The sequence below is a fragment of the Alicyclobacillus kakegawensis NBRC 103104 genome, assembly GCF_001552655.1.
Taxonomy (GTDB): Bacteria; Bacillota; Bacilli; order Alicyclobacillales; family Alicyclobacillaceae; genus Alicyclobacillus_G; species Alicyclobacillus_G kakegawensis.
Genome location: NZ_BCRP01000009.1, coordinates 27495 through 49542 on the forward strand (window position 1 = coordinate 27495; position 22048 = coordinate 49542).

Below are 22048 nucleotides of genomic sequence, written 5' to 3' on the forward strand. Positions count from 1 at the left end.
GCCTTTAAGGGATTGAAACTCGAGCAGGCACAAGCCCTGCTGAAGGAGGCTGAGTTGTTAGACTGCCTTTAAGGGATTGAAACTCCGTCGGATCTCGCGCAGTCTGCAGACGATGACAACGGTTGTTAGACTGCCTTTAAGGGATTGAAACTCCACTAGATAAGGGGGAACGTAACTCCGATGGCTGGTTGTTAGACTGCCTTTAAGGGATTGAAACTCTTCCGTTTCGCATCCGTTGGCGCACGCGCTCGAGTTGTTAGACTGCCTTTAAGGGATTGAAACCCGTACTTGAGATCCACGATGTGAAGCGTGTCGCCGCGTTGTTAGACTGCCTTTAAGGGATTGAAACGATGAGATACGAGAGCGGAACAAAAGGCGAAGCATTTCAGTTGTTAGACTGCCTTTAAGGGATTGAAACTCCACCGTCGCAGCCTACAGCAAGGCGAGCAACAGTTGGGTTGTTAGACTGCCTTTAAGGGATTGAAACAGAAACTAACAAGATTTTACGATGAAGCAGTACGCGCAGAGTTGTTAGACTGCCTTTAAGGGATTGAAACATGCTGGACGAGAAGCGCCGGAATATACTGCATCTACTAGTTGTTAGACTGCCTTTAAGGGATTGAAACAAACAACAAAACGTTGGGAGGTGGTGAACGGATGGCACGTTGTTAGACTGCCTTTAAGGGATTGAAACATCAGCGCCTCCAGGCCGCTCCCACGATTGCCGTACTCGTTGTTAGACTGCCTTTAAGGGATTGAAACTTATTTCTCGGATGCCCAGGAAGCTTGGGAAGATCCCTGTTGTTAGACTGCCTTTAAGGGATTGAAACTGCGTAGGATTCCAATGGCGCGCGTCCTGCAACTCGAGTTGTTAGACTGCCTTTAAGGGATTGAAACTCGTATACTCGGATCGTGCTAAACTAGCAAACGATGGTTGTTAGACTGCCTTTAAGGGATTGAAACCGCGAGTTCTCGTCGTTCATCTTCAGCAGTGAGAAGTTGTTAGACTGCCTTTAAGGGATTGAAACCCGCTCTCTAAAGACTCCATGATCCTTTCCAGATCGCGTTGTTAGACTGCCTTTAAGGGATTGAAACATGCCGGCAGCGCGGCCGTCCTAACCAATAAACTCGTTGTTAGACTGCCTTTAAGGGATTGAAACAACTTCATCCTGACGATGTGCGAACGAAGAAAGAACGTTGTTAGACTGCCTTTAAGGGATTGAAACTCGACCCGGAAAGCGGGGAATGGCGCGGAGAAATAGAGTTGTTAGACTGCCTTTAAGGGATTGAAACTCACAAGTTCTCGAAAAAGTAGTGGCCGCCATCAGTTCGTTGTTAGACTGCCTTTAAGGGATTGAAACTCCGCTCAAATAACTACCCGACCATCATATGGCAGTAGTTGTTAGACTGCCTTTAAGGGATTGAAACAAGATGCCAAGGTTTTTCTCCGAGTGGATGGCCCGGTTGTTAGACTGCCTTTAAGGGATTGAAACTACAACGCCCGTACTTCACTCTGGTCTACACAAACAAGTTGTTAGACTGCCTTTAAGGGATTGAAACTGTTTGGAAATTCTTTCACAAGCAGACGGCAAGTCGGGTTGTTAGACTGCCTTTAAGGGATTGAAACGCAATGGTAAAGGGACACTGGCTGTCGATGATGACACAGTTGTTAGACTGCCTTTAAGGGATTGAAACTTCCATATTCGCCTTCAAGATGGGCGGCAAGTTCAAGTTGTTAGACTGCCTTTAAGGGATTGAAACTCCCAAACTCACCCAACGATCACTCCTGTCTGTCCGTTGTTAGACTGCCTTTAAGGGATTGAAACAAAGCTGCAACTCCGGGGCCGTGGGTGTGGAGACACGGTTGTTAGACTGCCTTTAAGGGATTGAAACCCATACGTGCTTCGATGTCCACTCTTCCACCTCCTGTTGTTAGACTGCCTTTAAGGGATTGAAACCGTGATGTCCGTGAGGGTTTGGATGCTGTTCAGCGGGCCCCAGGTTGTTAGACTGCCTTTAAGGGATTGAAACGTTATCGCGCCCAAGAAAGTGGCTGAAGCGACCTGGAGTTGTTAGACTGCCTTTAAGGGATTGAAACCGCAGGCTCTTCCCAAGATTATTACCCCCGAACGATTCAGTTGTTAGACTGCCTTTAAGGGATTGAAACCACTTTACCGTTGAAGTGATGAATTAGTATGGCCACGTTGTTAGACTGCCTTTAAGGGATTGAAACACACCAAGGGCATCCAGCTCTTGCGCAGCGTCCTTGGGTTGTTAGACTGCCTTTAAGGGATTGAAACTCCATACATCCATCCCGCGCGAAAAATCTCCAGCCTCCCGTTGTTAGACTGCCTTTAAGGGATTGAAACTTCGCGCCTGATAGTGCCCTGACCTTGCTCATCTCCGTTGTTAGACTGCCTTTAAGGGATTGAAACGCCGACCGTCAAAACCCCAGTCGATGGCCGCATATGCGTGTTGTTAGACTGCCTTTAAGGGATTGAAACGAATGTGGGCGTTCAAGTCAATTTCAGGCTCCAGCCTCATGTTGTTAGACTGCCTTTAAGGGATTGAAACAGCTCCTAAACAACTCTTCTAATCCCTCTTCTTTTTCACGGTTGTTAGACTGCCTTTAAGGGATTGAAACCACAGGGTGAGCAGCTGCCGGCCGAAGTCGTGTCGGCGCGTTGTTAGACTGCCTTTAAGGGATTGAAACGTTGGACAGTTGATTTCACACGTACCCATGCTTTAGTTGTTAGACTGCCTTTAAGGGATTGAAACACGCTTGGAGCAACAAACTTCTCACTCGTTATAACACACGGGTTGTTAGACTGCCTTTAAGGGATTGAAACTAGGCGGTCACTTTCACGGTGACCGCCGCAAAGCCTCGTTGTTAGACTGCCTTTAAGGGATTGAAACCGGTCGGTCCCGGCGCGCTTCACCAGATAGCCCATGTGTTGTTAGACTGCCTTTAAGGGATTGAAACGAAGTGGTCAACAGCAATCCCAGCCAAGCAATGGACGTTGTTAGACTGCCTTTAAGGGATTGAAACTTCTATACGTGTAATCACCTTGTGCAAGTTCCGGCCAGGTTGTTAGACTGCCTTTAAGGGATTGAAACGTTGTCCTGGAGTGGATATCTTGTCCAATATGAGCTAGTTGTTAGACTGCCTTTAAGGGATTGAAACGCCGAAATCAAATACACGGTCGGCGCGCTAACCGGGTTGTTAGACTGCCTTTAAGGGATTGAAACGCGGGTACCCCCTTGCGCATCACCGGTCTGTACTCGCGTTGTTAGACTGCCTTTAAGGGATTGAAACCGCAGGGTGCGGTACTTTGGTGATGGCGTGATCCTGGTTGTTAGACTGCCTTTAAGGGATTGAAACAGGTGACGAAAGACGCAGAACCACGGTATTGGATCGGTTGTTAGACTGCCTTTAAGGGATTGAAACATGCCCCTAATCGTTCCTCAATCTCGTCCAGCCAATCCGTTGTTCGACTGCCTTTAAGGGATTGAAACGCAGGTGAGAACGCATGACCCATGCAACCGAGACGTGTTGTTAGACTGCCTTTAAGGGATTGAAACTGGACAACAAGCTCCGAAGGGTTCGAAGAACCCAGGAGAGTTATTAGACTGCCTTTAAGGGATTGAAACACCCGCATAAGAATGGCGAGTTCGAGATACCATTCAGTTGGTTAGACTACCCTTGAGCATTCCTGTAATGAAGTAATTCTGAGTTTGAGGCAACAAACAACTCTTGAACTGAACGACGTCATCGCCGGCATATATATTTCAGTCACCTAGCCGTACAAGAGAGGCCGTGCAGATCGCACGATGGCCGGCAGTGCTGGTATTGGCGCTGTTTGGTCAGGGAGAGGCTTTTCGCAGCCGTACGCAGCCAAACGCTGTTGCACATGCTTCCGGCAGGAGGAGTGGGCAGGCTACTAGGCGAAAGAGTAAAAAGAGAATGGGATTCATCCTTGGGCTGAGTTCCTCCGAGCTCGACAAGCATGGTAAGGGTCCAAGAGAATCCGCCCCAAACCTGGGAAGGAGGCCGCAACCGTGTCTGTATACGATTTCACCGTCGAACGGATCGACGGGACGCCGCAGTCGCTCTCGGACTATCGCGGCAAGGTGCTGCTCATTGTCAATGTCGCCAGCCGCTGTGGATTCACGCCGCAGTACGAAGGTTTGCAGGCGCTGTACGAGGCGCATCAGAAAGAGGGGCTCGAGATTCTCGGTTTCCCTTGCAACCAGTTTGGTGGGCAGGAACCGGGGACGAACGACGAAATCCTGCAGTTTTGCCAGACGAACTACCGCGTCAGCTTCCCGATGTTCGCCAAAATTGAGGTGAACGGCAAGAACGCGCATCCTCTCTACCAATACTTGAAGGAGCAAGCAAAGGGCGCCATGGGGACCGAGGCTATCAAGTGGAATTTCACCAAGTTCTTCGTGGGGAGGGACGGCAGTGTGGTCCGTCGGTATGCCCCCAACACGACGCCGCATGAACTGGAGCCGGATGTGGTGGCCGAGTTGGAGAAACCGGCGCCGTAGCCAGGAGACGGCATGGCGCGGCGGGGCTTGCCCCTGTCTCACCGCTGCCTGGGCAGCACCCAGGCGTTGTCCGCCTTGTGAAAGCCGACATGGGGGTAATAGGTCATCGCGCCGGGCGACGACAACAGCACCAACGACACTTCTTCCCCCAGTTCACCCTGCACGGTCTGCAGCAGCCCCTTGCCGATGCCCTGTTTCTGGTAGTCCGCGTCCACGGCGAGGTCGGTGAGGAAGCAGTAGAACCGGAAGTCGGTCAGGGCGCGGGCGATGCCGACGAGTCGACCGTTGTCGCGGGCGGTGACGAGCAAATCGGTGTGCTTGAGCATAAACTCAATCCGCTCGGTATCTTGATACGGCCGCCGCAGCCCCGATGTGCGATAAACGCGGATGGCTTCTTCAACCGTTACAGGTCCGTTGACCTCGAATGCGATGTCGGCCATGGGCCGCTCACCTCCGTGTGCGCCAAAGCAATGTCGAAGCCATGAGGTGGCAAGTACCTTGTCTGGATAAGATGCCGGTGTCTGTCTCCGCCGACAGGATCGCCGCTGCTCACGCAATCGTCCGGGGCCCGCTGGCGTCGCGCCTGCGCTCGGTCGGCGCCGGACGCAAGAGAGTGCCCCTTGGAGCTCAGACCGGGAGCGACTGACTGAACTGGCGGGATCGCTCCGCGGCCGCGTGCAGGGCCTTGCCCAGCAGGTGGTGCACTTCGCCGGTGCGCATCACTTCCAGCCCGGCAAAGGTGGTGCCGCCCGGTGAGGTGACGCGGCGGCGCAGTTCGCCGGGGCTCAGGCCCCACTCGGACAGGGTACGAGCGGTGCCAATCAACGTCTGCAACAGGAGGCGGCGGGCGAGTTCCGCCTCGAAGCCCAGCGAGATGGCCGCTTCCTCCATCGCCTCCAGCAGGTAGCAGAGGAAGCCGGGCCCGCTGCCGGAGACCGCGGTCGCCGCGTCCATCAGCGACTCGGGGATCTCGGCCACCTCCCCGAGCTGGCTGAGGAGCAGGAGGACGTCCTGCTTGTCGGCGTTCGTCACGCCCTCGCCGAAGGTCACGGTGGTCATGCCGGCGAGCACGGAGACGGGGATGTTGGGCATCGTGCGAATGGGGCAGACCTTGCCTTGGCTCTGCTGTCGCAGGCGGGCAATCGGAATCCCAGCGGCGAAGGACAACAGCAGCTGCCCGTGCAGGTGCGGCGCGACCGCCGCCAGGGCGCCGTCCACGTCGCTTGGCTTGGTGGCCACGACGACGAGCCGGGCGGACGCGGCCTCGTTCAGTGATTCGGCCACGCGCACACCGTACTCCTGCGCGAGGCGGGCCAGCCGCTCCCGGTTGCTGCGGTTGGTGACGGCAATCTGGTGGGGCGGCACGGTATGCGTCTCCGTCACGCCGCGAATGAACGCTTCGGCCATGGATCCTGCCCCAATGACGAATATCTCCCCGCTCCAGGTGTTCATGATTCTCCCTCCGTTTGTCCGCTTTTCGCTCTCTGCCTGCATCAAAAAAGCCCTCGCCGCCTGCCGGTCTGGCAGGGGCGAGAGCTATCTCCCGCGGTACCACCCTGATTCGCGCCGCCCAGAGGGTGTTCAGGGCCTAACAGTCACCACGTCAGGCGGGCGCCTCATTGTCGCAGATATCGGTGCGATCCGGACACCTTATGGGGGTGTCAGCTCGAAAGGTGGGTTCGTTCCGGTCCGTGACAGGACGGCTTTCAGCCGCTGACCGTCCCTCTCTGAGTCCGTTGTCCGGAACTACTGGCCTTCGTCGTCGCCGTAATGATTCGATTGGGGATGATTATACACGCAGTTTCGACACATGGCAAGACGGTCAAGACGGTTTGGATTTGACTTCGGTCCAATTCCATGGTAAGGTAGGGCCTGTCGGCGCGGGGTGGAGCAGTCGGCAGCTCGTCGGGCTCATAACCCGAAGGTCGCAGGTTCGAGTCCTGCCCCCGCAACCAAACAACAGATCGGTCCGGATCGCACGCGCGAGCCGGACCGTTCTCGTATGCAGCGGGATACAAGCCCGCTAGAGCGGACGCTGCAAGATGGACGGGCGGCCGTCGCGTTCGACGTGGCAGATGACGAGGTGCATCTGGCCGTCGATGAGGATGGGGCGGCCGGCTAAAATGTCACCGCGTGGCATGATGGACAAAGTCCAGCCGGTGGGCAGCTTGGCCTCCAACTCTTCCAACTGCGCGTCGTCCAGTTCGGTGCCGGTGACCGGCGGTATGTATCCTTCCGCATAGGAATACCAGATTTGCCGCAGGGTCTCCAACGCTTCCGAAACCTCAAGGACATGGGAAACAGGCAGCATCTGCGCACCTCCGCAGGGTTCTTCGGACGCGGCCCGTCGACAGATAAGGGGGGTTGCCTGCCACGCCCGGAATTCAGGTCTATCCCCAGTCTTGCCGGTTTTGTTCGGATTCAATCAATCTGCCAGGCGAGGTTGAGAGATTGCAGGCATGGGCGGGGGAGTGGAGGCTGTGGAAAGCCCGCGGCCGGTCTTCGCGCCGCGGGCTGTCGAGGTTGTCTCTGTACATCGGGATGTTCACCATTCTTTCTTTTTATCGTTCGGGGTTAACCGTCGCACAATGTGCCAGCCGCCTATGGCGACCGATGCGGCCAGCACGCCGTTGAGCAGCAGCACCGCCCACCCGACGCTGGTGGTTGGCAGAGGGGTGGTGATGGCGAGAAACAAAGCCTCTCCGACCACGAGAGCCAGCAGTTTGGTCGGTATCCTGCGCAGTCCGGGCAAGTCTTTGAGCAATTGGACGATGAGCAGCACGGCTGCGCTGGCGCCACCTATCGTGTGAATGGAATCTACGGAGAAGAGCGAGACATCGTACATACACACCACCTTCTCGCGTTGATGTCCCGTGCCGTCCGGGGCCAAAAAACGCCCTGGTGTCGGACACGGGCGTTTCATGCTTGGCATCGACGGACGCTTGCGTCGATTTATTGAATTTGTAATTATTATAGATTGGGAATTTCGGATGTACAGCTATCCGGAGTATGATTCATAGGGAATATCCCGGGTATTGCCAAGCCTCGCCCTATCCCTACAAACGGGTGCCAGCGGTGGAGGAATGTTCCGGATAAGGGCCCCTATGAATCATGACGATAGTGGCGCCGACTTTGGGCGTGCGGCTGCAGAGAGGCGCCGCTGGCGTGTCGTTCGTCAGGCAGGGAGACGATGGTGCTCTCGTCCTTAGTGCAGATGCAAAAGCGTGTGCCTTGGCGCGAAGTGTAGACAGCACAGACCGGGCTGCCGTTGGTGAGCGCCAGATCATTTTCGAGCTGCGCCGCTTCGTCCAGGTCTCCCCAGTCCCCCTGCATGTATCGGGAAAATGCCCGTACCAAGTCGTCCGTGTCGATGTCGTCATGCGCCAGAACGGCGCGTGTCCAACGTATCCTCCCGATAGGGAACAGCACCCTTACCCCTCCAACCCCTAGGAGATTGATGTCACGTTCTTTCGATTCGCTGCCGGCAGCCCATTTCCTGCTCAAACTGACTGAAATTTTCCGGGTATCCGCGGGATTTCGTACAGGCTTGCCGCGACACCCGCGCAAGGGCGGATGGTTCAGACGAACGGGGCGACGTCGTCCCCAACAGCCAAGGTCCGGCGGTGTGCCGGCCAGAGGGCGACGATGGCCAGAGCGAGGGCGGCCGCCAGGGCAATCAGGCTGTCGGATTGCATCATCAGGCGGACGCCTATCCGGTCGGCGATGAGGCCGCCTGCGACCGTGCACGCGGCGTTCAGCACCTGCTGCCCGCTTCCCAGCAGGTTTTGCACGCGCCCGGCCAGGTGGGCGGGCAGGGCGGATTGTTGGTACGTGGAAAACCCGGCTCCGCAGATGGAGAAAAATCCGCCGAGCAGGATGAGGCAGGCGGCCGCCTCCGGGAACGACCGGCTGCAGGCGTAGCCAAGATAAGCGGCCAGCGACAGGGGCGCTCCGACGGCCATCATCCAACGGGTCGACAGGCGGCGGGCCAGCACCGCCGCCGTCACGCCGCCGGCGGTGTAGCCGATGCCGGCGGCGCAGACCAAGGCGCTGTATGCGGAACTGGGCAGGTGCAGAGCGTCCTGGGTGAAGACCACCTCCTGCGCGTCGCCCGCGGCGGCCAGGCTCATGATCAGCCAAAACAAGCTGTACACGCAGGCGTACAGCCAGTTCTGGCGCAAAAAGCCCCCGGCTTGGCGCCAATCAGCGGCCAGAGTGCGCGGGAGCGCCAGGAGACGGCCTCGCCAGGTCCTTGGCATCGGGATTGCGTCGGACACGGGTATGGACGGCTGTGGAGCTGCGGGCGGCGGGGCGCTTGCCGGTGAGGCTGGGCTTGCGGCCGTCTCGGCTTGCGGCTGGCGCGCAGACACTGTGGACCGGGGCAGCAACAGAAACGACACGGCCGAGACGAGAAACGAGAGGCTGTCCAGCCAGATGGCCGGTTTGGCGGCGCCCAGAAGCAAAAATCCAGCCCCCACCGCCGGCCCCAACACCAGCGCCCCGGACTGCAGCATGCCGCTGATGGCGTTGAACCTCTTCCGCCTCTCGGACGGAATCCGCTCCATGATGTAGGCGAGGTAGGCGTTGTCGAAAAAGCAGCGTCCCCCGTTGATCAACCAGAGCAACAGGTAGAGGACAGAGAGGTGGTTGGCCAGCGGGATGAGGGCGGTGGCCAGCGCGCGAAAGCACTCCACGCCGAGCAGTGTCGCGCGTTTTTCCCACCTGTCGGTCAGGCTCCCGCACCAGGTGCCGAATGTGATGGCGGCCAAAGGCGCCATCACCCACAATCCGGCGACGGCGGCCGCCGAATGGGTGGTCTGCAGCACGAACACGTTGATGGCCACCAGATAGATGTAGTTGCCCACACTGGAAACCGCCTGCCCGGTGAGCAGGATGACTGATTGGTTTCGGGCGGATGGCTTGGTCGTGTCCGGTCGGCGCGGAGCCTGGGGTTTCACGGGGGAACTCACCTCGCTTGGGTTCGGGTCCATGCACCTTTGATTCTACCTTATGTGCCTCCATTTTTCAGGATTGCGATTAGCACACCACTTCCAACAGGGTCAACTCCCCGTCCTGCAGCGCCCCGTCCAGCTCGCGCGCGAATGACTCGGCGTCGACCGCCAGCCGGTGCTTGACGCCGAAGCTTTCGGCGTACAGACGAAAGTCCGGGTTGTCAAAGGCGATCCCGGTGACCGCGAGGTTTGCGTCTTGCTGTTTGCGCTCAATCAGGCTGTAGCGCTTGTCGTTGAACACAATCGCGCAAAAGCCTGTGCCCAGGCGCCGGGCGGTCTCTAGCTCCTGCGAGTTCATCAAAAACCCGCCGTCCCCCGAGATCACGACCACGGGCGCCTGCGGGCAGGCGAGGCGGGCGGCGATGCCCCCGGGCAGGGCCCCGCCCATGGCGGCCAGGCCGTTGAAGATGAGGGTCCGCCCGGCCTGCTTGGGCTGGTACCAGCGCGCCGTCCACACCTTGTGCAGGCCCACGTCCGAGATGACCACCGCGTCCTCCGGCAGCCGTTCGGTCAGGGTCCACATCACCTGGTGCGGCAACGCCTCGGAAGGGCTCGGCGGGGTGGAGAGGGCGTCGAGGCGCCGGGCGCGAATCGCCAGGTGGGGTTGTGGATCTGGACGGTGCCCGACCATGTCGGCCAGGGCGCGCAGGGTGTAGCGCAGGTCTCCGACCAAGTCTAGTTCCACCGGGAAGTGGGCGTCCGTCTCTGCCGGCACATTGTGGATGTGCAGGACCCGGCGACGGCCGTCCGCGTTCCAGGTGGCGGGATCATATTCCACCAGGTCGAAGCCAATGGCAATCACCAGGTCGGCTTCATGGAGCGGGCGCAGCCCGGTCGGGTAGGGTTTGCCGCCGACGGTGAACAGGTTGAGCGGGTGTGCAAACGGCAGCACCCCTTTGGCCATGAACGTGTTGACCAGCGGCAGGTTGGCCTCCTCCACCAGCTGCCGAACTTCTCCCCAGGCCTGGTTGCGGATGACGCCGTTGCCGGCCAGGATGATGGGCCGCTCGGCGCTCATGATGAGCCGCGCCGCTTCGCGCAGACTGTACCCGTCCGGGTACGGATCGGCCAAGCGTCCGATGGGGAGGGGCCGGCCCTCGACCTCGGCGCGGGCGACGTCCTCGGGCAGCTGCAGGTGCACCGCGCCCGGGTTGTCCGACGCGGCGAGCGAGAACGCCTTGCGCACCACCTCCGGGATGGTGCGGGGGGAGAGGATTTGCTGGTCGTACTTGGTGATGCCTTTGAACAGCTGGATGGTGTCGACGTTTTGATGCGACTCCTTATGCAACCGGGTGCGCTCGGCCTGGCCGGTAAGGGCGACCAGGGGGGACCGGTCCAGGTGCGCGTTGGCGACGCCGGTGATGAGGTTGGTCGCGCCCGGGCCGAGCGTCGCCAGGCAGACGCCGGGACGCCCCGTCAGACGGCCGTAGACGTCGGCCATAAAGGCCGCCGCCTGTTCGTGCCGGGTGAGGACGAAACGGATGGAGGAACGAGTGAGTGAGTCCATCAAATCAATGTTTTCTTCGCCCGGGATGCCGAAGATGTACTCCACACCTTCCGCCTCCAGGCAGCGCACAAGCAGATCGCTGGCTTTCACGGGGTTACCTCCCTGACGGCTGTTGGCTTTCCGCATGTCTCGGCTCTATTGTAAGCGAGGCCGACCGTTCGATAAAATATATCTATTCGATGAAATAGTTCTCGTTATGAGATGAAATAGGGATCGGCGGGAGGGATCTTGTTGGATTTTCATCAATTGCGCTACTTTGTCACGGCGGCTCGTCTTGGTCACGTCACGCAGGCGGCGAAACGCCTGCACGTGGCCCAGTCGGCAGTCAGCCGCCAGATTCACCTGCTGGAGGAGGAACTGGGCGCGCCCTTGTTTGTGCGCGAGGGCAAGGGCGTGCGGCTCTCTCCGTTCGGCCGGCGCTTCCTGCCGCAGGCGGAGCGCGTTTTGCGCCAGGTGGAGGTTGCCCGCGAGGAAGCGCGCCGTTTTCACGATCCGCACGCGGGCGTTATCCGTCTCGGCTTTCCGCACAGCGTCGGTGTGCATGTGGTGCCGCGGCTGTTGGCCGCATACCGCCAGGTGGAGCCGGCGGTCACGTTCGATTTGGTGCAGGACCGGGTGCGGCGGCTGGTGGATGCGCTGCTTGAGGGGGCGCTTGATTTGGCCATTGTCGCGCCGTGGAAGCCGCTGTCCGGCGTGCCGGTGGAGGGGCGCCGGCTGTTCGAGGAGGAGCTGGTGGCGGTGCTGCCGGCGGACGCGCGGATGGCGCAGGAAGGGGCGGCGACGGAGGATGGCGCGGCGATGCAGGATGAGGAGGGCATGCAGCACGGAGCGGCAATGGAGGACAGGACGGCGACGGAGGACGCTGGGGCCGGGGACGCTGCGCGGGGGCGGGGCCTGCACCTGGCCGCGCTGGCGGAAGAGCCGTTCATTTTGTTCAAGCCGGGCTATACGCTGCGCGAGTTGGTCCAGCAAGCCTGTATGGAAGCGGGTTTTGTCCCGCGCGTCGCCTTTGAGGCCGAGGAGACGGACACCATCCGCGCCTTCGTGCGGGCGGGGCTGGGGGTGAGCGTGCTACCGCCGCTGGGCGCGGGGGCCGATGCGGGCGTGGTGGAGCGGCCGGTGGTCAGCCCGCCCATCCGCCGCACGGTCGGCATCGTGTGGTGGGAACAGGGGGAATTATCCGCTGCGGCGCGGGCGTTTGCCGATTTTACGGTGCAGTGGATGGGGGAGCAGAATGGACGCGCGGATCGACCATAGCGAGCGGTATATATCCATCACCCTTGGCCAGCCCTTAGGAATGAATCAGACTCCGGACAACCGGGAACAGGGCAACGCCCAATGCTCCTAGCGCTACGGCAGCGGTCAGCAGCGTGAGCGCATGCACCCGGCGTTCGGCGCGCGCCATACGAATCAACAGGGCGACGAAAACGGCTACAGGGATTACAATGGCGGCGACAGCCGACCAACCTAATCCCACGCTCCCGAGTGCTTCCGGCAGCGTCCAAGCGATGGGTGCGGCGAGACATGTGTCCCCGAGGCGCCCAGGTTTGTGAGATAGGGCAGCGACCGCGCCGAGAATCGGGCATGCGGGTACGGCGGCGACGAGCCAAGGTGCGGCTTCGCGCCATCCATCACGCAGGGGCAAGGAAAAGCGCAGCACGAACAGAAGGTGGTACAACACAAGCCACGCAAGGAGGTACGCAGCCACTGTCCCGGTGCTGACGAAGATCGCCTTGCGTGGCGTCCGGACACCGCGCGAGGCCGAGACAGCCAGCAAGAAACCGAATGTGACCCACGGGGCGGTCGAAGCCCCGAGATCCATGAAAACCCCCGGAACTTGTCTGAGGAACTGTGCCAAAACACCCAAAAGCGCCCCGGTGATGGAGGAGGTGACCCACGGGCGAACGCTTGAATGAAGCGTGGCGATTTTCTCACGGCCCCTTCGAACAGTTGGATTCATAAACATCCCCTATATAGTTCATGCTGCCATCCGAGGCGTTTTCGGTCATTTTCTCATATTCCAGCTGCACCGTACGCGTACAAGCCGCAACTACGTGCGGATCGTGCGTGGCGATGACGATGGTTTTGCCGGCGCGGTTCAGGTTCTTGAGGATTTCCAGGATGGCGTCCCGGTTGCAGGCGTCCAGTGAACCTGTCGGTTCGTCGGCGAGAATGAGGTCGCAGGGCTTCAGCAGAATTCTCGCTACTGCCACCCGCTGCTGCTCACCGCCGGACAGTTCATAGACTTTGCTGTGGAGCGGAATCTCCAGCCCCACCTCCGCCAGTGCCGTCTCTTTCTGTCTTTGTCTCTCCCTCTTGGATTTCTTGGCGTACATCAGGGCGACCTCCAGATTGGCGTCCACAGTCTCTTCGTCCACCAGGGCGTAGTTCTGAAACAGGTAGCCGATGCGGGTGCGCAGAAGGCGGCTGGCCTGGCGGGACCCAATCTGCGGGCTGGGCCTGCCGAACACCCGGACTACTCCTTTGTCCGGTTTTTCGAGCAGTCCCATGAGGTTCAACACCGTGGTTTTTCCGGCTCCGCTCTTGCCTGTGATGGCCACCATTTCCCCATCGGCGACCGTGAGGCTGTAATCGTCCAGCACGATGCGACGTCCGTAGCGTTTGTGGACACGGACGAGTTCACAAATGGTTGCCATGTCTATCAGGTCCCTTCCTTCAAGCTCTGGGCGATATTCTGGCGTTCCATACGAATCAAGGCGCCGACCGAGGCGGCCAGCTCGATGGCGATGAGGGCGGCCAGGATGGTCAACAGATGGGCGACGGCGGCGCCCGTCATCCTGCTTGATTCCGGCGGGCCACTGGTGTACATCCCATGCAGCACGGCGAGGCAAATCAGGGATTGTCCAATCCACGTGCAGGCAAAGAACAGCAGGTACTCTTTGTACGTGCGGACAAAGCACCATCCGAACAGCCGGCGCACCAGAAACCGCTGTCGGTACTTCGTGAAGAAAATCGTCAGGTTCTGTGCGACGAGGAAGGACGAACTCGCCAGCAGTCCCAGGGCGATGAGCAAGAACCCGTTCATTTCGACTTGCAGCAGGTGGATGCTCTGTTGAATCGCTTCGTCGATGCCCACCAGGTTTTGCAGTCGGTCGTCAAGATGGAGCTTCTTCAGTTCGGGATCCAGCGTCATCCAGGTGCGGATGGAATCGCCCTGGATGAGTCGGACCTTCAGCGCCGAGGCTTCCCGCCCATCGATGTATCCTAACCCGTCAGTCGAGACGGTGTTGCTTTCCGTGGCCACTTGAATGATGGGATCCACGATGTTGTTGTGTTGCTGCGGGAAGACTTCTGGATCGAAACTGAAAAGCTGCTGGTGATTGGCCAGCCAGATGATACGGATTGACTGGTGCTTGACCCGATTGGAAACGGGGAACGGTTTTTCCTCCTGGTATGCCTCCCGTCTCTCATTGCGGAAGTAGGAGAGGATCTTTTTTTGTTGGCTGCTGTATTTTTCCGGCACGAGCAGAATCCGGTCGCTTGTCCGGTCGGATATGCGCACGGGGTGATGATGCACGTCATAGACCGGAAAGCGGCGCAGGTAGTTCGGATTAACCGTGACGGAGCGGACAAAACCGGCGGGCTCGGGCAAGCGCAGGTACGGCTCTTCATACTCCTCGGCGTCGATAAAGAGGGCTCCTCGTTGATTCAGGTAGGGATACAGCCAGCGGGTCTCGACGTATTGTGCGCTGTTGTCCCCTTGCGCGGCGCTGAGGAAGTCATGTCCCACCGACACGGGATAGAACACGCCATAGCCGTTCGTTTTGGGGGTTTCCTGCCATCTGGCGAGCAGCGCCTGCTGGCCGTGGCGAAGCGTGTACTGGCTCCAGGCGGCGAACATCAGGAGCGCCAGGACCACGGACCAGCCCGCTTTCACCAGGGTGTTCACGACCAAGACGCTGGTGGTGTGTCTGCGTTTCTTAATCGCGCCGCTCACGCGGACCCTCGCGATGTACAGGTACGTGATGAGCGACGCCACCGCAATCAGGGCGTACATTTCACACTGCGTGAGCAGGATATGGGACACAAACAGGACGGTCGTATGCGGAACGGCGATCCCCGCCGACACGCACGCTGCCGATGAGAGCAGAAAACTGAGCAGGATAAACCGCCCAATTACAAGAAACCAGATCCGCCCGTTGGATATCCCGTGCATTTTCATCACGCCGATCCGCTTGGCGGCGTGAAAACTATGGTACACAAGCAGGATGAGCGTGATGAACATCACCAGGTACCGGATCTCTTGCACGTATTGCAACAACCCGTATCCAGTCGTTCCGAACCCTTTGGGCCTGCTCACCGTTATACCCACTGCGCTGTTCGTGAAGTCCTTGGGCGTGTACGGACGTTCCAGCTCACGCTGGAAATGACGGTTGATCTCGGCCACGAATTGGTTGACAAATGTTTGGTACGCGCGGGCGGTCGCAGCCTCGACCGAAAACTGCCCGGACAGCGGCAGGTATGTACCTGCTTCCAGCAGTGGTCGAATCTCGATGAGCGCCGTGCCGCTGAACGTTTTCAGAGTTCCCACCTGTCGCGAACTGCCGGTTGGTGCCGAGGAGATGAAAGCTCTGCCGTGTTGGGTTTCCATCGGGGTCAGGAAACGGCCGCTTAGTAGGCTGAAACGGTCATAGAGGTGAGAGGGGCCCGTGAGCAAGATGTATTGCGTGATTTCCGGCTGATTGTCGCTGGTGTAGCCGATGCTCACTCGGAACAGGTTGACATCCGACTCTTTGGCCGCCCGCAGCAACAAGGGATAGATCTCCTTCCAGCTGTTGGGAGCGAAAAACAGCGGCCCGTCCGGAATCCAGAACGGCCGACCGACGTCAAGGTCCGCATTCTCCGCCTTTTCTATGGTGGCTTGCTGGACCTGCGAATACGTGAGCGCAAACGAAAACGCCGACACGAGCATGAAAAAGAAGGTGAGCAGCTTTTTCAAAGCGTCTTTTCTCCCTCGCGGACGATGCTGGGTGCACTGATTGGCGGCCGCTGTCGCGAAGAAAGCGGCCGGGCCTATCCTCTGGTTGCCGGGGTCTCGGGCAGGGCGGGATTACGCAACAGGTGTACCAGCCAGCATATCTATCCTCAAGGTCCTCCACTTAGTTTATATACCATAAATTGTCCTGGCCCATCCCTTTGACCTCCATCCGAACGCGGCTCCAGTAGGACGGCATTTTGCCGGATGACGCGGTAATGAAACATGAGAGTATGCCAACGGGGAACAAATCGTACCTGAGAACCGAATTCAAGTAAGTCCCTCACAACCCGGATTTTATAGAATTGTTTGTATAACCGCAATGGGCGCTGTACGGGACGTTGAAGACCATGGTGAAAGGCATGCCGTTCATGCCACGCCCGCACGACGCGTGTTACAATGGGCACGACACAGTCTATTTGGGTACGGATTCAAGGGGGATGGGCGATGGCAGCAAAGCCGCGCCGGCGGCGTTGGCCATGGGTGCTACTCATGGTGGTCGTGTTGGCTGTGGTGTTGAATGTGGGGTTGGATAAGCTGTATCAGTATCGCCTGCACGAGGCGCTGGGCTACGGCGCGGTGTACGCCAAGAACATGTGGCTGACGCTCGGCGCCCGTTACGGCGGGGCCGTCCTGTACGCCATGCTGGGGCTGTGGGCGCTGCGGCCCCTGATGCGCCTGTGGCCGCGCTGGGGCACGCGCATCATGGGCACCGCCGCGGTCCTTATCGGCTGGGCAATCGGGTACGGCATGGGTTCCATCAACCCGACCGACTGGTACTTGGCGTTCTCCCACGCGTCCTTCGGCCGGGCCGATCCGCTCCATCACCTCGACTACTCATTTTACGTGTACGTCTGGCCGCTGCTGGAGGCGGTGCTGGGGCGGCTGGTGGGGACGCTGGCCCTGTTTGCGGCCGCCCGCGCCGCCTGCCTGGCGGTGTTGTGGCTGCGCCAGTACGTCGTCACGCGCGCGAGCGACAAGGTGGAGGTGTCGGTGCGCGGACAGGCGCGGGTGCTGTTGGCGCTGCTATCGGCCATCTTTGTCGTGCTCGCCGCCCTGGCGGCTCTGCAGCGCTACGGGCTGATGCTGGCCGGGGGCAATCAGTCGTTCGTCTACGGCCCCGACTTTGTCAACGCCCGTCTTGTGATCCCGGTGTTCACTTGGTTCCACGCCCTGACCCTGCTCGCGTTGGCGCTCGCGCTGGCGGTCGCCGCCTGGCGCGTCGACCAGGTGCTGCCCAGCGAAGACGGGTTTGTGCGCCCCGCCGGCCGGGTGTGGCGGCGAGTCGTGCAGGCCGGCGCCCTGACCGTTAGCGGCTACGTGTTCACTTGGATTGTTTCCGCGCTGGTCAACGGCCTGTACGTCCACCCCAACCAGAGCACCGCCGAGCTGCCCTACATCCAGGACACCATCTCCGCCACCCGCTACGGCCTGAACATCGAGCAGGTGGACGCCAAGCCGTTCCAGGCCGCTGCGACTCTGACCAAGGCGGCGGTGGAGAAGGACAAAAACGCGCTCGACAACGTCCGCGTCAACGACCAGGGGCAGACCACCAGCATCTACAACCAGTTGCAGAGCTTCAAGAGCTATTTCACCTTCGCCAAGGCGGCTGTGGACCGGTACGACGGGCATGAGGTGTATGTGGCCGCCCGGGAGCTGGATTCGTCCCAGTTGCCGGTCAAGACCTGGGTCAACACGACGCTGGTCTACACACACGGCTACGGCCTGGCGGCGAGCCCGGTCAACCAGTTTGACCAGGACGGCCTGCCCACCATCCTCGCCGGCAACACACCACAGACCACCACGGCGCCGTTTCCAAAGATCACCCGGCCGGAGATTTACTTCGGCCTGCGCGGGCAGAACGTGATTGCTCCCTCGAAGCAGCCCGAGTTCGATTATCCGGTCGGATCGTCCGACAAGTCGTCCCATTACCGGGGCGGGTACGGCTTGCCCATTAACGGCAACCGGCTGCTTTTGACCATCAAGCAGGGGACGCTTCGGTTTTTCACCAGCGACCAGTTGACCGACAAGTCGGAATGGCTGTTTGACCGGAACATCTACAAACGGGTGCAGGACATCGCGCCGTTCTTGCGCTATGACCATGACGCCTTCCCGTTTGTCGACAGCCGCGGCCACATCCTGTGGATGCTCGACGCCTACACCGAGACCGACAACATCCCGTACGCGCAGCCGTTCATGGGCGCCGATTACCTCCGCAACTCGGTCAAGGTGGTGGTGGACGCCTACACGGGTCAGGTGACGTTCTACGCCATCGACACGCGCGATCCGCTCCTGCAAAGCCTGATGCGCGTCTATCCGGGGCTGTTCACGACCCAGGTGCCGGCGGACGTGCGCGCCCATTTCCGCTACCCGCAGGATCTGTTCGCCGCTCAGGCGGAGGCGCTGACCCGCTACCACATGACCGACGCGTCCGCCTTTTACAACCGGGAGGACCAGTGGCAGCTGGCCAAGCAGATCTACCATCAGAACGAGACCACCACCCGGCCGCCGGTCTACCAGATGATCCGCATGCCCGGCGAGACAGCGCCGCACTTTGTCCTGAGCGCCCTGTTCACGCCCAACGGCAAGGATAACCTGAACGGCTGGCTGATTGCGCACAATGACCCGGGCAACTACGGCCGGCTGACGCTGTACCAGTTCCCGCAATCACAGCTGCAGTTTGGTCCGTTGCAGGCGGAAAACCAGATTGACTCGGACCCGACCATTTCCCAGCAGTTGAGCCTGTGGAACCAACAGGGCTCGCACGTTGTGCGCGGCGACCTGCTGCTGGTGCCGGTTGGGGATTCGCTGTTGTACATCGAGCCCGTGTACTTGGTGGCCAGCCGCGAAAACTCGCTGCCGCAACTGGAGCGAGTCATCGTCGATTACAACAAGCAGGTGTACATGGGCACCTCGCTCGCTTCGGCCATCGACAACCTGCTCTCCGCCGTTTCGCCGAACACGCCGCAGCCGAACGCGCCCAGCGGAGCCGGAACGGGCACATCCGGCGCCGGCGGACAGAGCGGCGCGGGGGCTGGCGCCGGGCAGGGAACCGGGGCCGGGCAGGGCGCCGGCATGAACACGGGCGGATCGACGACGGGCGGCGCCGGTGCTGGCGCGGGCGGCACGGACGCGGCGAGCCTGGCGCAGCAGGCCAACCAGTGGTTCCAACGGTATACGGAGGACACTGCGAAAGGCGACTTTGAGGCGGCAGGCAAGGACTTGAAACAGCTGGGCGACGTGTTGGCGCGGCTGCAGGCGTTGACCAAGGCCGGGGGCAACCAGCAACGGTAGGTTTCAAGCAGCGCAGGCTTCACAAAGTGTTATCGAATTCGGACAAAGTGGGCCTGTTCACCCGCTTTTCGGCCGGCGTATACTGGGCTCAGGATGGCGTGGACGGTGGAGGCAAACAGTGCTGAGGAGTGAGAGCCCCCGTGGACGAGCAGATGCTGAGGCGCGTCTTGACCGAAGTGTTGGACGAGCAGTTGCCTGGCAAGATTGCGGCGGCGTTGGACGAGCAATTGCCTGGGAAGATTGCGGCAGCGTTGGACGAGCAGCTGCCCAAGAGGATAGAGGAGGCCTTGGACAGGCAGCTGCCCGCGAAGCTTGAGGCTGCGTTGGACCGTCGGCTGGATGCCGCTCTGGAAGAGAAGTTTGAGATGGTGTGGCTGCCGCGCATTGAGCGCATGATGGATGCCAGGTTTGCCGAATTCAAGCATATGCTGGTCGACTTCGCGGAGGGCATCTCGCGGCAGATTGAAGACCTGCGGAAGGAAAACTCGCGCCTTTGGAGCCAATACTCATCCTTTCGTGACAGCACCGAAGGGAATGTGCTGCGCCATGAAAAGCGCCTGAATGACCACAATTGCCGCTTGGCAACCTTGGAGGAGGAGATGCGCCTGGCGCGGCAGGGCTAATGGCCCTGCCTTGTCGGCAGGGCGCCGTGGTCTGCCATGGCGTTTCGACTCGGGCTGCGTCTGCAGAGTTTGCTTGGCGCGGCCCCACCTCGACCAGCGGGATGGGGCCGCGATGTATGTTATCGGCCTTGAATCCTTAGGATTCGCCGCCGCTGGCTCGCGAAACCAGAGCCTTGCGGCCACACGTGATTCCCTACACAATGCGCACCTTATAGTCGCGCAGCCAGTTGTCTATCTGTACCAAGTAATGGAACATCTGGGCGGTCCCCGCGATTTGGCCGTACCAGGGGCGGTGCTCGCCCTTCTTGTAGCTGGACGCGGCCAGTTCGCGGATAGCGCCGGCGTCAATCAGCGGGCGAATCGGTGCGTTTGCGTCCTCCAGCATGGCCAGGGCCAGGGAGCGGGTCGTCTCCAGGTAGCGCGGGTTCGGATCGGACGGGTAGGGGCTCTTCTTGCGGGAGAGCACGTCGTCCGGCAGGTAGCCGCGCATCGCTTCGCGCAGCACCCCTTTTACCTGGCCGCCGATGGTCTTCAAGTGCCAGGGGATGTTGAACACGTACTGCACCAGCCGGTGGTCGCAAAACGGAACGCGCACCTCAAGACCGGTCGCCATGCTCATCCTGTCCTTCCTATCCAGCAACGTGGCCAAAAACCGGGTGATGCTCAGGTAGCCAATTTCCCGCACGCGCGCCTCGCGGGCGTTCTCGCCGGGCAGCCTCGGCACCTCGGCGAGCGCGTCGCGGTACCTGTCGGCCACGTACTCGAACGGGCGGACGGTTGTTTGCAGTTCCGGCGACATCACGCGGACGCGTTCGTCCAACTGCAGCGACCAGGGGAACGTGTGGGCTGTCAGCGCCTCTTCGCGGTGGAACCACGGATATCCGCCAAACACTTCGTCGGCTGCTTCCCCCGACAGCGCGACGGTGGCGCGTTGCTTGATGGCCTTGCAGAACAGGTACAGCGACGTGTCGATGTCGTACATGCCCGGCAGGTCGCGGGCGGTGATGGGCGTGAAGAGGTGTTGGAGCTGTTCCTCCATGCCGAACACGACCGGGTGGTGCCGGCTGCCGATAAACTCGCTGACGCGGCGCGCCCAAGGGGCGTCAATGCCGGTCTGAAAGCTGTTCTCCTCGAAGTTTTCCGCCATATCGACGAAGTCGATAGAATACGTGTCCAACGGCGGCAGGCCGCGCCGGCGATAGGCTTCGGCGGCGATGGCCGATACCGCGCTGGAGTCGACCCCTCCGGACAGGAACGTGCAAACCGGGACATCGGAGACCAGTTGTCGGTTGACGGTGTCCACCAACAGCTCCCGCACCTTGGCGACTGTCGTCTCGGCGTCATCGGTGTGGGGCTCTGCGGTCAGTTGCCAGTAGGGGTGCTCGCGCACGTAGCCCTCGTTGGCCAAAAGGTAGTATCCGGCCCGCAGCTCTTTGACACCGTGGAACACCCCGTGCCCGGGCGTGCGGCCCGGTCCGACCAAAAACACCTCCGCCAGCCCTTCCGCGTCTACGACCGGATGGACCAATGGGTTGGCGAGCAGTCCCTTCAGTTCGGAGGCGAACAACAGCCCGCGCCCCCGCTGCGCGTAGAACAGCGGTTTGACACCCAGCCTGTCACGGGCCATGAAAAGGGTGCGTTTGGTTTCATCCCAAATCGCGTAGGCGAAGATGCCATTGAGCTTTTCCAACGCGGCGGGCCCCCACTCGACATAGGCGACGAGCGCCACCTCGGTGTCGGAGTACGATTGAAAGGAATATCCGCGGGCCGCCAGCTCTCGGCGCACCTCGTCGGTGTTGTACAACTCCCCGTTGTAGGTGATGGTATAGGAATGTTCGCCAAAGCGGCGCGTCATCGGCTGCCTGCCGCCCTCCGGATCTACCACAATCAGTCGGCGGTGGGCAAACGCGGCCGACTGGCTCAGCCACTCGCCCGAAGCGTCCGGGCCGCGGCAGGCCATCGTCTCTCCCATCGCGCGGATGGTCTCCAGCTCTCGGGTGAGGTCCCGTTCCCAGTCAACCCAACCAGCGATTCCACACATCGGCAGGCCTCCCCGCTTCTTGTT

15 protein-coding genes, 1 tRNA gene and 1 CRISPR repeat array (1 of these 17 running past the window's edge) are annotated in these 22048 nt (G+C 60.2%); of the genes, 5 read left to right on the top strand and 11 right to left on the bottom strand.

The genetic code is table 11. The annotated features are described in order from the left end of the window. Window positions 1-3651: direct repeats of the CRISPR family, unit length 30 nt; unit sequence GTTGTTAGACTGCCTTTAAGGGATTGAAAC (it extends 3358 nt beyond the left edge of the window). A 408-nt stretch (window positions 3652-4059) separates the two neighbouring features. After that, window positions 4060-4551, top strand: a complete 492-nt coding sequence (locus AK2_RS08700) for a glutathione peroxidase (RefSeq protein ID WP_067933427.1) — start codon at window positions 4060-4062, stop codon at window positions 4549-4551. A 38-nt stretch (window positions 4552-4589) separates the two neighbouring features. On the opposite strand, the gene AK2_RS08705 is transcribed toward AK2_RS08700, so the two are convergent. Both AK2_RS08705 and proC read right to left on the bottom strand, forming a co-directional pair. Beyond that, window positions 4590-4991, bottom strand: a complete 402-nt coding sequence (locus AK2_RS08705; RefSeq protein ID WP_067929515.1) for a GNAT family N-acetyltransferase — start codon at window positions 4989-4991, stop codon at window positions 4590-4592. Window positions 4992-5178: 187 nt separating this feature from the next. Further along, window positions 5179-6003, bottom strand: coding sequence for a pyrroline-5-carboxylate reductase (proC, locus tag AK2_RS08710; RefSeq protein ID WP_067933428.1), 825 nt, complete (start codon window positions 6001-6003; stop codon window positions 5179-5181). A 427-nt stretch (window positions 6004-6430) separates the two neighbouring features. On the opposite strand from proC, the gene AK2_RS08715 reads away from it, so the two are divergent. Further along, window positions 6431-6506, top strand: a tRNA-Met gene (locus AK2_RS08715). A gap of 68 nt (window positions 6507-6574) precedes the next feature. Here AK2_RS08715 and AK2_RS08720 read toward each other — a convergent pair. The 5 genes from AK2_RS08720 to AK2_RS08740 all read right to left on the bottom strand — a co-directional run bounded on the left by AK2_RS08720 (window position 6575) and on the right by AK2_RS08740 (window position 11160). Beyond that, window positions 6575-6862 carry a hypothetical protein gene (locus AK2_RS08720; protein WP_067929513.1) on the bottom strand — a complete coding sequence of 96 codons (288 nt, stop codon included), beginning with the start codon at window positions 6860-6862 and terminating at the stop codon, window positions 6575-6577. Window positions 6863-7096: 234 nt separating this feature from the next. Continuing rightward, window positions 7097-7396, bottom strand: coding sequence for a hypothetical protein (locus tag AK2_RS08725; protein WP_067929512.1), 300 nt, complete (start codon window positions 7394-7396; stop codon window positions 7097-7099). Between the two features lie 257 nt (window positions 7397-7653). Then, on the bottom strand, window positions 7654-7980 hold the full coding sequence (locus tag AK2_RS08730; RefSeq protein WP_067933429.1) for a hypothetical protein: 327 nt from the start codon (window positions 7978-7980) through the stop codon (window positions 7654-7656). A gap of 149 nt (window positions 7981-8129) precedes the next feature. After that, on the bottom strand, window positions 8130-9509 hold the full coding sequence (locus tag AK2_RS08735) for an MFS transporter (protein WP_169794758.1): 1380 nt from the start codon (window positions 9507-9509) through the stop codon (window positions 8130-8132). 79 nt (window positions 9510-9588) lie between these two features. Next, window positions 9589-11160, bottom strand: a complete 1572-nt coding sequence (locus AK2_RS08740; protein ID WP_169794759.1) for an acetolactate synthase large subunit — start codon at window positions 11158-11160, stop codon at window positions 9589-9591. Between the two features lie 141 nt (window positions 11161-11301). On the opposite strand from AK2_RS08740, the gene AK2_RS08745 reads away from it, so the two are divergent. Next, window positions 11302-12327, top strand: coding sequence for a LysR substrate-binding domain-containing protein (locus AK2_RS08745; protein WP_067933435.1), 1026 nt, complete (start codon window positions 11302-11304; stop codon window positions 12325-12327). 34 nt (window positions 12328-12361) lie between these two features. Here AK2_RS08745 and AK2_RS08750 read toward each other — a convergent pair whose 3' ends face one another. The 3 genes from AK2_RS08750 to AK2_RS08760 form a co-directional block, all read right to left on the bottom strand. Beyond that, window positions 12362-12892 carry a hypothetical protein gene (locus AK2_RS08750; protein WP_067933437.1) on the bottom strand — a complete coding sequence of 177 codons (531 nt, stop codon included), beginning with the start codon at window positions 12890-12892 and terminating at the stop codon, window positions 12362-12364. Between the two features lie 109 nt (window positions 12893-13001). After that, the gene (locus AK2_RS08755) at window positions 13002-13727 is read right to left on the bottom strand and encodes an ABC transporter ATP-binding protein (RefSeq protein ID WP_083521011.1); all 726 of its coding nucleotides are present in this window, start codon (window positions 13725-13727) and stop codon (window positions 13002-13004) included. A gap of 5 nt (window positions 13728-13732) precedes the next feature. After that, window positions 13733-16030, bottom strand: a complete 2298-nt coding sequence (locus AK2_RS08760; RefSeq protein ID WP_067933442.1) for a DUF1430 domain-containing protein — start codon at window positions 16028-16030, stop codon at window positions 13733-13735. A gap of 483 nt (window positions 16031-16513) precedes the next feature. On the opposite strand from AK2_RS08760, the gene AK2_RS08765 reads away from it, so the two are divergent. Continuing rightward, window positions 16514-19360, top strand: a complete 2847-nt coding sequence (locus tag AK2_RS08765; protein ID WP_067933444.1) for a UPF0182 family protein — start codon at window positions 16514-16516, stop codon at window positions 19358-19360. A gap of 140 nt (window positions 19361-19500) precedes the next feature. Beyond that, window positions 19501-19983 carry a hypothetical protein gene (locus AK2_RS08770; RefSeq protein WP_067933446.1) on the top strand — a complete coding sequence of 161 codons (483 nt, stop codon included), beginning with the start codon at window positions 19501-19503 and terminating at the stop codon, window positions 19981-19983. A gap of 193 nt (window positions 19984-20176) precedes the next feature. Here AK2_RS08770 and asnB read toward each other — a convergent pair whose 3' ends face one another. Further along, complete coding sequence (asnB, locus tag AK2_RS08775) at window positions 20177-22024, bottom strand: asparagine synthase (glutamine-hydrolyzing) (protein WP_067933448.1); 1848 nt, start codon at window positions 22022-22024, stop codon at window positions 20177-20179. Window positions 22025-22048: the final 24 nt, after the last annotated feature.